9 protein-coding genes are annotated in these 12,468 nt (G+C 48.5%); 7 read left to right on the forward strand and 2 right to left on the reverse strand.

What is annotated here, in order from left to right; all coding sequences use genetic code 11:
- Positions 1-27 precede the first annotated feature (27 nt).
- Positions 28-2,850: a hypothetical protein gene (locus tag JKP77_RS05980; RefSeq protein ID WP_218310297.1), complete on the forward strand. Its 2,823-nt coding sequence runs from the start codon at positions 28-30 to the stop codon at positions 2,848-2,850.
- Positions 2,851-2,881: 31 nt separating this feature from the next.
- Positions 2,882-3,646 carry a hypothetical protein gene (locus tag JKP77_RS05985; protein ID WP_218310298.1) on the forward strand — a complete coding sequence of 255 codons (765 nt, stop codon included), beginning with the start codon at positions 2,882-2,884 and terminating at the stop codon, positions 3,644-3,646.
- Positions 3,647-3,722: 76 nt separating this feature from the next.
- On the opposite strand, the gene JKP77_RS05990 is transcribed toward JKP77_RS05985, so the two are convergent.
- The gene (locus JKP77_RS05990) at positions 3,723-6,845 is read right to left on the reverse strand and encodes an efflux RND transporter permease subunit (RefSeq protein WP_218310299.1); all 3,123 of its coding nucleotides are present in this window, start codon (positions 6,843-6,845) and stop codon (positions 3,723-3,725) included.
- The gene (locus JKP77_RS05995; RefSeq protein ID WP_218310300.1) at positions 6,842-7,924 is read right to left on the reverse strand and encodes an efflux RND transporter periplasmic adaptor subunit; all 1,083 of its coding nucleotides are present in this window, start codon (positions 7,922-7,924) and stop codon (positions 6,842-6,844) included. Before JKP77_RS05995 ends, JKP77_RS05990 begins: the two co-directional genes overlap by 4 nt.
- Before the next feature lie 138 nt (positions 7,925-8,062).
- Between JKP77_RS05995 and JKP77_RS06000 the strand changes: the two genes are divergently transcribed.
- The 5 genes from JKP77_RS06000 (at position 8,063) to JKP77_RS06020 (ending at position 12,146) form a co-directional block, all read left to right on the forward strand.
- Entirely contained in the window at positions 8,063-8,362 is a 300-nt protein-coding gene (locus JKP77_RS06000; RefSeq protein ID WP_218310301.1) for a hypothetical protein, read from the forward strand.
- A gap of 210 nt (positions 8,363-8,572) precedes the next feature.
- Positions 8,573-8,938: a DUF805 domain-containing protein gene (locus JKP77_RS06005; protein ID WP_218310302.1), complete on the forward strand. Its 366-nt coding sequence runs from the start codon at positions 8,573-8,575 to the stop codon at positions 8,936-8,938.
- A 256-nt stretch (positions 8,939-9,194) separates the two neighbouring features.
- Positions 9,195-9,743: a lactoylglutathione lyase gene (gene gloA, locus JKP77_RS06010; RefSeq protein WP_218310303.1), complete on the forward strand. Its 549-nt coding sequence runs from the start codon at positions 9,195-9,197 to the stop codon at positions 9,741-9,743.
- A 240-nt stretch (positions 9,744-9,983) separates the two neighbouring features.
- Positions 9,984-10,202: a YgaP family membrane protein gene (locus JKP77_RS06015; protein WP_218310304.1), complete on the forward strand. Its 219-nt coding sequence runs from the start codon at positions 9,984-9,986 to the stop codon at positions 10,200-10,202.
- A 15-nt stretch (positions 10,203-10,217) separates the two neighbouring features.
- Positions 10,218-12,146 carry a putative bifunctional diguanylate cyclase/phosphodiesterase gene (locus JKP77_RS06020; RefSeq protein ID WP_218310305.1) on the forward strand — a complete coding sequence of 643 codons (1,929 nt, stop codon included), beginning with the start codon at positions 10,218-10,220 and terminating at the stop codon, positions 12,144-12,146.
- The last annotated feature ends 322 nt before the right edge of the window (positions 12,147-12,468 follow it).

A 12,468-nucleotide genomic window follows, 5' to 3' on the forward strand; every position in this document is an offset into this window, starting at 1 on the left:
ACCATTTTTACGCCAAGGAACAGGACCATGCCTATTTTTACTGATGTAAACAGTCAATTCCCCCTTAATACACTGCGTACCATAGCAGACATTGCTGAAATCCTGGTACCGGATATAAATGTCGATGGCATTTCAGAGGAAAATCTCACTTCACTCAAACAGAAGTTGAGCCAATGGGAAACGTATATTGATGATTTGTCCTTCGATTCACTCATTGAGAAAGGATATTCCTTGGAATCGATTGTGGCATTTTTGAAACTAGTAAACGCTAGCGGAAGCTCTGGTAGTTCATCAACTTCGCTTATCGAGGTAATGCTGCAAGATACGTCCGAGCTGGGAGAATCGGTCAAACTGCCGATAGTCTCTCTGCATAAACAAGTTCCTGTTCCTGCTGGCACACTGGTTATTAACAGTGCGTTCAAGGTCGATGCTGCAGCGATAGTCAAATATCTTGATGATTTGCCGGTGTCGACGCAAGGTGCGAGACAAACGTCATGCCTGGTTTATTGCGTCGAGGGTAACGCATATGCCGGTGTTGACGGCGCGTTCTCTTCTGAAAAGGGTATGTCGTTGTCATTGCAGGCGGGCATGAGTGGAAGTGCAGAAGCACAGGTGAAATTCTATTTTGCTGCCTCTGCAGATACCCCGTTATTTATTTCTCTTTACCGACATGTCAGCTCGTTCAGTTTTACAGAACCTTTCAAAACATTAACTTCGGGTACGTTACGCGCAATACAGGTTGATTTGTCTGCAGGTTTGAAGGCTTACGCCAAGGTCAGCGCAGGCTATGCCTGGACCCTGAACAACACGCAAATTTCATCAGGAGCCGACAACGTGGGTGTAAAGGTTGGCGTTAGTGGTGGTGTGGATTACGCATTAAATGGAGACTTTGAACTTCTAGCCTTCACCCGTGGAGAGCACGTCTACGTGGAGGCGTTAAGAAAAAGCAATTCCTCACGTCAGATCAGCTTGAGTCTGGAAGCGAAGCTGATAACACCTGGTGTGAAACGCACCGTGTCTGACTATCTGAAAGCCGCCAGTGATTTGGATGCCAAGTTGCTGAATTTTCTGGATACTGTTAACGATCCCAAGTCTCAGTTAATTGATTTCATACAAGACCAGATAAAAGACGAAGACACCTGGAAGCAGGATATTGTGATGCTGGCACTCGGTCAGGATGACGAAGCCAGGCTTATCAAGTCGCTGAGCGAACGTGTCGCGCAGTTCCTGGATCAACCACTTGCACGTTACGACGAGTGGATGTCCGGTACACAAGAAACCAGAATACTCGCAGAATCGTTCTGCAGGCTGCTGGGGCTGAATCTCGCTGCACAACGAATTAATGCACTTGAAGCTTTGTTCACACAGACCGCCATGCATTGGCATGGACAGGTAAAAGAGGCAGTTCTTGAGTTAGTAAAAGACAGTAGCAGTGAGCTGTTAGCTCCACTCAAAGCCTTTGGTTATGACGTTGATAAGGTGCTGACTAACGTGAATGAATTGACTGATGAAGTGTTAGCTCCTGTCCACCGCTTTAGGAAGCATGTGGTGTCCCGTCTTGCGCTGTTAGAAGAATTTGTCAATACCAGCATGATCGAGGAAGTGGGGGCAGCTTACAGCCGGACTGACACCAGCGTAAACTCTGACAGTCGTTTGTTGAAGGTGAAGTTTCCTTTATCCGCATTGGCTTCTGACACCGATACGGCTAAGTATTTCTCGGCGTGTATGAGCGGCGATTTTTCGCTGGTATTGAAAGACGATGCGAACCCGGATATCAGTACCAGCGATAAGTTTACATTGCTGGAAGCCAGTATCAGTGCGGTGTCATCCAAGACCAAATCAGTCACTTTTACACTCAACCTCTTTGGCCTGGAATCCGTGTCAGCATTGTTATTTGATCAAGACGTGGAAATCCGCAGAGATGGCCGTGGACAACTCACAGCCTTCAACGGGAAAGGCACGTTTACGCAACTCGACAAGTTTAAAAAAGAAAGCAACCTGATAACACTGAGCTCTGCGTTTAATTACCTTGCTCAGGCGCAGAGTAAAAGCACGCTGAACATGCTCTATTCAGATGCGACTCTCACTGACGCGGAATTAGCCGGGTTCTCAAGACTCTATGAGCGTACCGGGGCAGTGACAATGCAAACTGTGCAGGCCATGGCCGCAGCGGCTAAAAATGCTGCCAGTAAAGGTGCAACAGTTACCCTTCAGTATTCGATGAGTCTGGAAAAGGACGCGTTTGCATCGGCGATATCCCGTGCCAATGAAGACATTTTTGATAGCACGTTAAAGGCCTACTGCCTGGCGTATGAAAAGTTTGCAGAATTAGAAGGGACGACACTTGCCGATGGCGTCAAAGATGTATTGCGAGCGGCATCTGCAGTCAGCCTCTATGATGCGGTGGATACACTTAATGGCATGTCTGGCGCGTCGATGCGTCGTGCACTGGATAAAGTGACAGATATCTACCGGGGAACAAAAAAATCGCAACAATACAGAAGAGCGACCGGGTTATATAACGAGTTAAACAGAGCGGCAGACTGCATGGTTGCTTACCTTCGCCAAATTGAAGTGCAGTTGGGACACCCCGTGTCAAACACATTGACGGAGGAAGAAACAGAGCGCTTACGCCGACGCAAAATAGCCGAATTAAATTCCCTGAACGAACTTTTGGACGAACTCATTCATTCTCCCTTTTCAATTTTAGGCGCAGAGCTGGAGCGAATGCATCCTTCAGTTATTGGGTTTGTGCTGGCACTTCAAAACCTTACCGGGCAGGTAGAGTTGTTGGGTGCAGTCTATAGCGAAAGTGAGCCAGGCGCAGTCGTGCCGGTAATTGTTGTTTGAGCCAGAAACTGTCTTAAACGCGGAGGTTTACATGGATTTAGAAGAAAAGTGCATTGCTTTGGAAGCAAGGATCAATGCGTTGGAAACTAAACTTCAGATAACCAGTGAGGTTGAAAAGCACAACCGGCGCTGGGGGCTGGCTATCATAGCAGTAATTTGTGGCATCCTGGGGGTGAGTGCGTACGAACTTCCAGGTTACATCGCAGAAAAAAGTGAGGATATCGTCAATACCTCTATCAATGAGGAGGTAAAACCTCAGTTTGACCAAAAAATTGAAACATTGCTGAGCGATTTGCTCGAAAGAGCAGAGGAAGAAGGAGCAAAAATCAATAATGTTGGCGCAAAGGCAAGTGAGGCTCTCGCGAAGATTCAGAGCCTCAAAGCAAGGGCAGAAAAAATAATCGCACTGCAGCATGATTATGAAGAATTATCTGATGCCGTCGTTGAGATGCCTGAGAGTTGGACTCCTGAAGAACAACAAGCCGATGAGCCTGAAGGACCCGTGCAGTGGGTAACGTTATTCTCTGGTTACTATGCTAAAGAAGGTTACACGCTGAGTTTTGGTGAGGGATACAAGCTATCAGTAAATAATGTTCAACCGAACTCAGTAAAATTTCAGGTCGTCAGCCAGGATGGCTCATTGTCGCAAGAATACAGTTTATCTGTAGGGGACGATATCATCATAGACACTGGACTTAACAAAACTCACTATAAAATTACCTTAATTAAGGTAGACGAAGCTGGCTTCAACATATTTAAAAAGGCGGCATTTTTTAAGGTTCAGCAAAGCCAGTGAAGATATTGCAGTAAAAGGGCGGCAAGCGGCTCAGATGCAAAATTGAGACTGCCTATAACAATATAGGTTTTATTTGTTAAGCCCTTCGCCGCTCAAAAAACTGCAACACAAACACCAGCAGGCAGGGTAAGAATGTCAGCGTGATCAGCATGGAGAAAGCGATCCCTGACAACACCACAATACCTACGCCCCGGTACAATTCTGTTCCTGCGCCGGGAATGAAAACCAGCGGCGCTAACCCGCAGACCGTTGTCGCGGTAGACATCATGATAGGGCGAAGCCGGCTTTTCACAGCTTGTTTTACCGACTCAATAACATTATCGCCTTCTGCAAGCTGTGCCCGGGCTTTCTCAACAATAAGGATCGGGTTGTTCACTACGGTTCCCAGCAGTATCACGAAGCCCAGCATGGTGATCATGTCAAAAGACTGATGTATACCGGCCAGACCGAACAGCGATAGCAGTGTGCCGGAATAATTCAGTGCCACAAGGCCTAGAATACCGCCACATATACCTAATGGTACTGTCATTAAAATCAATACCGGAAAACCCCAGTGTGAGAAAATCGCCACCATCAGCAAGTAAATCAGCACAATCGATACCGCAAGATTTGCCAGTAACGCATCACGGGTTGCTTCCAGCTGATCTGCAGCGCCCGTGATTGAGAAACTTACCGACTTGCCCGCTTCGCCACTGGCCTTAAGCTCGGGAATGAGGGTGTTCTGAACCATAGATACGGCGGTTTCCAGCGCGATATCTTCCGGCGGAATGATATACACAGACACCGTGCGCTGCCCATCCACCCGCCGAAGCTCGTCGCTGTCGACGGTTTCCACAAATTCGGCCAGGGCATCCAGCGGCAGCACATCGCCCTGCGGCGTTCGTACCGGGGCCATTTTCAGTGCATTAAGGTTCTGATCTGTGCCGGCCTCGCTGTACAGGAAAATATCAATTTTGTTATCGCCCTCGATAAACTCTGCCACATACGCGCCATCACTATATGCTGCCACCATAAAACCGAAAGCCTGCGGGTCCATACCTAGCTCGGCCAGCCTGTCCCAACGTGGGCGGATTTCAACCAATGGCTGGTCGAGTGATAGTGAAGCAGGGGAGGAGTCCAGCCTTGGGTTGGTAAAGATATCATCGGCCCGGCGCATGACGTTGCGCGCGGTGCTGTAAAGCTCGACCAGCTCTGGGCCGGATATATTCAGATTAACGGCGCGGGTACCGCCCTGATTACTGGAGATAATCGAGCCTCGTGAAGAAAATGCCCGCATACCCGGATACGATTCGAACAGGGTGGTTAACCCCTGCATCATGGCATCGATATCTTCATCGTTTTTGGGCTCGCTCATCACCCAGATTTCGCCAGCAGAAACACGCATGGAATAATATTCCAGCGCCGGCAGCAGTTTGTCCGGGGCCTCCGCGTCGGCATCGCGGGCTTTGGCTTCCTCCAGGGTTGCTAACACTTCCTCGCTGATGCGCTCCATTTCTGTCAGGTTATAACCCGGGGGCGCAAACATGCGGGTAAAAGCTTTGGGCTCTTCGCCCTCAGGCAGGTATTCGGCGGCTGGCATAAACAGTATGGCCAGGCCAAGCGTACCCACGATACTGACTATAATCGTTACTGTGCGCCAGTGCGCCCGGGTATATAACCCTTCCAACGCACCCAGGATGCGTTCACGGGTGGCTGCGGAACGATTTCGGGTTTCACCCAACCCGATATTTGCGCAGGCAGCAGGAACCACGAGCAAAGCAAAGGCCATGGAAGCCAGAATGGATGCGGATATTGCTATGGCGATATCCGAATAAAGCTGACCGGCTTCCTCTTCAATAAACAATACCGGTGCAAACACAAGCACCGTAGTGGCACTGGACGCAATAACCGCAGTCCAGACTTCCTTCACGCCCTGAAGTGCCGAATCCAGCGCCGACAGCCCTTTCTTTTTCGCGCTTTCAATACTTTCAAGCACAACAATGCTGTTATCTACCGTCATGCCGATAGCAAATGCCACACCGGCCAGTGAAATTACGTTCACGGTTCTGTCAAAGGCCAGCAGACCAAGGAAGGCAGCGATAGTACAAACAGGAATACCCATCAGACAAATAAGCGTAGCGCGACCTGAACGCAGGAACCAGTACATGACAGCGCAGGCCAGAATGGCACCAAGACACAGATTCACAAATACGTTTTTTACCGAGGACTGCACATAGCGGACATCATCGCCAATCAGGATCATTTGCATGCCGTTGGGGGCGAGCACTTCTGTACGTAATGCCTCTACGGCCTCCAGCATCCCGGCTTTGATATCTATCACGTTGGAGCCCAGCTCCCTGTTAACGGCCAGCATTACCGCGCGGTTACCACCAATCGTAGAAAACCCGCGCTTTTCATAGTGATCAAGCTCGACTCTGGCGACGTCTTTAAGGCGCACGTTTGTGCCATTGTTATGACTAAGAATTATTTCATTCAGGGCATTCACATCATCCACGCGACCAATGGTGCGAAGCAAATAACGTCGCTTACCATCGTCAATATCACCTGCGCTGACATCGTTCATTCTTCCGCGCACGGCGTCGCGGACATCGGTCAGAGAGAGGCCGCGCTGGCTCAGTTTAACTGGATCCACATAAAGTTTTATCTGGCGCAGCGCATTGCCGCGTACCTCAACTTGCGAGACGCCGGTAACCCGTTCCATGCGCGGACGCACGACGTCTTCGACAAAGTCACCCACCATATCCATATCCAGCCCGTGCGGGTTGTCGGCTTTGGGCAGCAACATAAAGTACATAAAGGCATTTTGCGAAAAACTGGAACTGAACAATCGCGGCTGGTCGACATTTTCCGGGTAGGCAGGAACCTGACTCAGTGCATTGGCCACACGAATAAGCGCTTCGTTAACATCAACACCGAAAGGGAACTCAAGCTCGACGGTGGCGCTGCCGGTGCTGGCAAAAGACTCCATGCGCACCAGGTTCGGCAGGGTACGCAGATAGCGTTCCTGCTCTATAAGAATTTCTTTCTCTACATCCTGCGGTGTGGCGCCGGGCCAGCCGGTTTCAACGGTGATTATCCGCACATCCAGGTCAGGAATCATCTGTACCGGCATGCGAAAGGCCGCGGCGATACCCAGCACACACAGGATAAGCACGATAACTGTCAGCAGTTTGCCCTGACGAATGGCCGCCGACATCATTGTGACAGGTCTCCCTCGGTCACAACTTCTACGTTCACGCTCTGGCCGTCGCTGAGTACTTCGTTACCGCGAACAACTACCTGCTCGCCCTGCTGCAAGCCTTCAAGCACTTCAATGCCGTAATCGCCGCTGCCACCGAGGGTTAGTTTTCGTCGCTCGGCTTTGCCGTTTTTAATGACAAAGGCGCTGACATTTCCGTCGGGCTGTCTTAGCAGGGCGTCGCGCGGCACCACAATCGCCTGCTGGTTTACTTCAAATTCAATGGTGGCACGTGCGGAGGTGCCTGGTATTAGCTCTGGTTGAGGGGTTAGCGGCTGCAAACGCACCAGAAAGCTGCGCCCTGCTGAGGTGCCAACGGGCACTACGGTGGCAATTTCGCCGTCGATTGTCTTATCGGGAGCGGTGTCAGGCAATAGATGAACTTGCTTCACGTTTTGTAAGCGGGGATACACCTCCTGCGGAAGACGCACATCCACCCGCACATTATCAGATGAAACCAGTTGCAACACCTGGCTTCCGGTTTGATGCCATTCGCCCACTTCCACATTCTTTTGTGAGATGACGCCGGAGAAAGGAGCGATTAATGTGTGGTTGGCTAACACTTCTTTTTGGTGGTCACGCTGGGCGGTAGCCTGATCCAGCATCGAACGGGCCTCATCCCGACGGCTTTGTCTGGTGCGAAATTCGCTTTGGGCGATATGGTTGGCGTCAATAAGGCGCTGTGCTTCACTGAACAAACGCTCAGCATCATCAAACGTAGCCCGGGCGGCAGCAACGGCAGCGTCTGCTTCTTTCACGGATTGTGTCGCTAGCGCCTCATCCAGAACAAGGAGTTTGTCCCCCTTGTTCACGTGACTACCCACATCGACAAACAGTTCTCTGATAAGCCCATCAGTTTCGATAGAGAGCCGTGACGTCAGTAGTGCATTTACCTCACCGGATAGCGTGATCTGTTCATTTACCTGCTCAGACCTGACTTCAATAACCTGAACGGACAAGGGCTCCTGTGCACTTAACTTTGTGCAAGATACAAGCAAAAACACGCTAATCACATAGCGTGGTAACCGGGTTAACAGCATGTTTTTATCCTGATTGTTTATTCTTCTTATTTTTTACTAGCTTTTGTAACGTTTGGACTAATGTGCAAATGTGTATGACATTTGCCGAGACGGTATTACTCTCATAGAGTAGTGCAAGTATAGAAAAAGGGATTGGATATGACGGAACAGGAATACCTTACATATTTGCAAGACTCGGTGCGTAAAAGCTATTTAAATACTCAGGAGGGCAGGCCTGATGACAAGCATAAGTATCGAACCGAAGGGCTTATCCATGCTGCGCGACTATTGGGGATCCTGTCCGTGGCGGGGATAACTGAAATGATAGAAAAAGAACACCAGGACGTCTTCGGTGAATCGGTAGCTGAGCGTAAAGCCAGGCTGGCGACTTTTGAAAAGCTAAAGGAAGAATCTATTGATGATTACTTTGAAGTACCGGCTATTCAACGCAAACGTTAAGAAATCGTAATACAGGCAGGCGGTCCGGCGAGTTGGCCCTCTGTGCACTACCTTTGCGTAACCGGACAGAAGAGCTAACGCATTATGATAAGGTTGTTGCCTGACCTGGTAACATTTAATAGTATCAAAGAACAGGGAGTAAATGAGTACATAAGGGGTTATGTACGGCGAAACCTGACAAACATAAAAATAGAATCAAAGGAGTATACTATGGAATGGTACATAGGCGCGCTTAAGAAATACGCTGAGTTCTCAGGACGTTCAAGAAGAAAAGAATACTGGCTTTTCATGTTGTTTAACTTCGTTATTTCGCTTGTTTTGGGGCTTATCGATGCAGCCACAGGCACCTTGGATACAGATACCGGGTGGGGGCTGTTAAGTGGTATATACGGGCTGGCTGTTCTGATACCTGCCATCGCTGTTACTGTACGTCGCTTGCATGACATCGGCAGAACCGGTTGGTGGATCCTGGTTGCATTTATCCCTTTAATTGGTGGTTTGATTCTGTTGGTATTTGCCTGTCTGGACAGTAACCCTGACAACGAGTACGGGCCAAACCCGAAAGCCATCGGGTAAGAATATAGATTCATTTAAAGGAGGCTTATCGCCTCCTTTTTTGTGTCCGCAATCTTCCTCAAACGGATAGAGAGCTTGTTACCAGAGTACATTCAAAAAATGTTTGATAGGTGAGACGGAGCTGATTCTGTTTCGTACCGGTATTCAATTATAAGTAAAAGAGGGCTGCGCTTCAGGAAATGGCGGGGAAGGCCCAGTTGTATAATCACATTTACGTCCCCATCAACTGATATATGCTTCTAACCGGAGAAAAATTATGAGTCGACATTTTGATAAAGCAGACGGATTGTGCGAGCAAAAAGATCCCGCAACGGATGGATTTGTTTTCAATCAAACCATGCTGCGTATAGCAGATCCTAAACGTTCACTGGATTTTTATACCCGGGTGATGGGAATGACGCTGTTGAAACGTCTGAATTTCGAGAGCATGGAGTTTAGCCTGTATTTCCTGACAGCGGGCGAAGATTTTTCAGATATCAGTGAAGATGAAGGAAAGCGTACAGAGCAAACCTTTGGACGACCCGCGATGCTGGAATTAACCCATAACTGGGGCGACACCCCGGAATCGGTTTCTTATCATAATGGAAACAGCGAGCCTAAAGGGTTTGGCCATATTGGTTTTCACGTGCCGGATTTAGAGGCTGCCTGCGAACGTTTTGAAAAACTGGATGTGCCGTTTCAGAAAAAGCCGAACGATGGCTCGATGAAAGGCATTGCCTTTATCAAAGATCCCGATGGCTACTGGATAGAGATTTTTGATGCTAAACGAGTACAGGAAACCTGTACGCCGCATCTTAAAAAGTAAAATGACAGGTATACGCGTTGGCCGCCTGATTGCCGAACAAACAGTGCGGCCGATGCGTGAGACTTCTTCTTAGCCCTCCACGGGGCTGTCTTTTCCGAGATAACGGTACTTCCCCTTCACTTTCTGTGGCAACACGAGACCTCTGATAACTACCGTGGGCGTTACGGCGCTTAAACTATCGTTCATATAGTAAACATATTAGGTATGCATTATACTTTTGGAAAAAGAGTGGGGGTTAAAATGCAGGTAACTCAGAACCTTAATACATTAGACAGATCGTTGCGTGGAATCATTGGCATTGTTGTTACAGCGTTTGCGTTGTTCAATGGCGACTATATTGAAGAGCCAATTATTGAAATATTACTCGGAATTTTTGGTTTGCTTAATCTGATATCTCTGTTCAGCGGATGGTGTCCGATTTATCACCTTGCAGGTATAGATACGCGCAGCAAAGACTAAAACAAGCACCAGTAAATGGTTCAGATTGCAGAACTTACCAAGGATAGGTCATTCAGAAACAGGTTAATTCTGGCTTGCATCAGTGTGGCACTGTTTGTGTCTGTCACTTACGTTGTGGTGTCTTATCGTCTGACATCGGAATTAGGTGTTAAGACAGAGCTCAATGCCATGAATCTGCAAGCCCGAATCATTCACAACGAGTTGGCTAACAGCGGTAAATCTCTGGATGAACGTGCGATGGAGTTGGCCAGGATCCTGTTTGCTGAGAATCAGGACTTGGCGGTATTTGTTCGGGTTACAGGCCATGACGCGAGCTGGGAATACGCCAACAAAATTCCCTCCTCTAGTGTGCCCGAACTGCTAAATGCTATCTCCCAACAACCGCAGGACTCGCAGGGGCAGGTAACCACTGCAACAGGCGATTTTCTCTGGCACGATTACCAGGGGCAGCAATACCGGGTTCAGTTAATTCAGTCCAATACCGCACTGGAACGAACCATGAGCATGGTAGCCAAAAGGCTATCTATTGTATCGCTAATCGTTTTTTGGATCGCAATTTGGCTGGCGCTCACCCTCTCTTCTTTTATCGCAAAACGCGTACAGCAGAAAAATGATGCACTGGCGAAGATCGCTACCCATGACACTTTAACAGGCTTACCCAACCGGTTGTTTCTGCTTGACTTATTGAAGCGGGAGTTGGGCGAGGCAGCGGATAAACCTAGGCCGGATACAGCTCGGCAAGAAACCGAAGGGTGCTTGTTTGTCATCGACCTCGACAAGTTTAAAGTGGTCAATGACTCCTTCGGTCACACCGCTGGTGATACCTTGCTGGTGGAGGTGGGAAGACGTTTAAAAAGTTTGTTGGCTGATAGCCAGGTGCTGGTAAGAATGGGAGGCGATGAATTTATTGTCTGGGCGTCAGGCATGCAGATAGACACGGCGAAAGCACTTGCCGAAAAGATGGTTGAAATATGCAATGCTCCCGTGATGATTAACCACCTTGCCGTTCAAACCGGAGCCAGTATCGGAATTGCCCATTACCCAACGCATGCTGGTTCCGGAGAAATGCTAATTGTTAGTGCTGATACCGCGATGTACAAAGCAAAGCAGCAACATAGTGGCGCGGTGATTTTCGATGAACCGGATTCAGAGAAATACAAAGCCAGTCTGCGGCTTCGAACCGAGCTCGCGCAAGCTCTGGAGCGAGAAGAGTTCAGACTTTACTATCAACCCAAAGTGGCACTGGCCACAGGTGAAATTACCGGGGTAGAGGCACTTTCGCGTTGGCATCATCCCGAAGAGGGCATATTACCGCCTGGTGCCTTCATTGCCTTAATAGAAGATAGTGGTCGTATTCAGGAGTTTGGTCGCTATGTTATTCGCCACAGTATCAGACAACTTGCTGAATGGCAGAAATCAGGCATTCATGTGCCAATTGCAATTAACCTGTCACCTTATAATCTGTTAGATCCCGGACTCATCGATTTCATAAGTGAGCAACTTGATGCAAATGGGGTTGAAGCTCAGCAACTGGAAATTGAACTGACGGAAAATGAAACCAGCCAGAATATCAATAGCATCCAGCAGCGCCTGGAAAGTCTCAAGCAGTTAGGTGTGTTACTGGCAATAGATGACTTCGGAACCGGAATGAGTTCACTGGCCTATATCGCAGAATTGGATGTGGATATCATAAAAATCGACCGTACGTTTATTTTCGATATGCACGATAATCACAAGCACCAGGCCATCGTTGCTACGGCACTAACGCTGTCAAAATCGTTCCGTTCCAAAGTGGTAGCTGAGGGTATTGAGAATAGGGAGCAGGCAGCGATGCTAGTAGAGATGGGATGTGATTACGGACAGGGGTATCTGTATGCCAAACCTGTTCCCAGTGAACAAATGACGGACATGCTTAGGGAGAATCCTTGTCTTCAATTGGCGTGAAATTCGTGCAATGGACTTCGGTGTAGCCGTGAAATAAAGCAAAATGCTGTCATTTAGTGACGCGGTGTATATGTGACCGCAGAGAAAATGGAAGCTGCTATTCTAGGGGAGGTTTACACTGGAAACTACATCCCAAGAAATGGGGCATTTCAGACCGGAGATCACCGAAGTCTACCTCTTCTGAGCAGGTAACATCAGTTATTCCCGCCTTAACTGCTTTGAACATGCTGTTATCTAGTCATTAATTAGGATGACGTTTCTCTATTTTTAGCTTCAATTACTCGATGAAATTAGGCCGTTAATTTTCAATCAGTGCCGAGAA

Origin of the sequence: Alteromonas antoniana, from assembly GCF_019249295.1 — a bacterium.
Lineage (GTDB): Bacteria > Pseudomonadota > Gammaproteobacteria > Enterobacterales > Alteromonadaceae > Alteromonas > Alteromonas antoniana.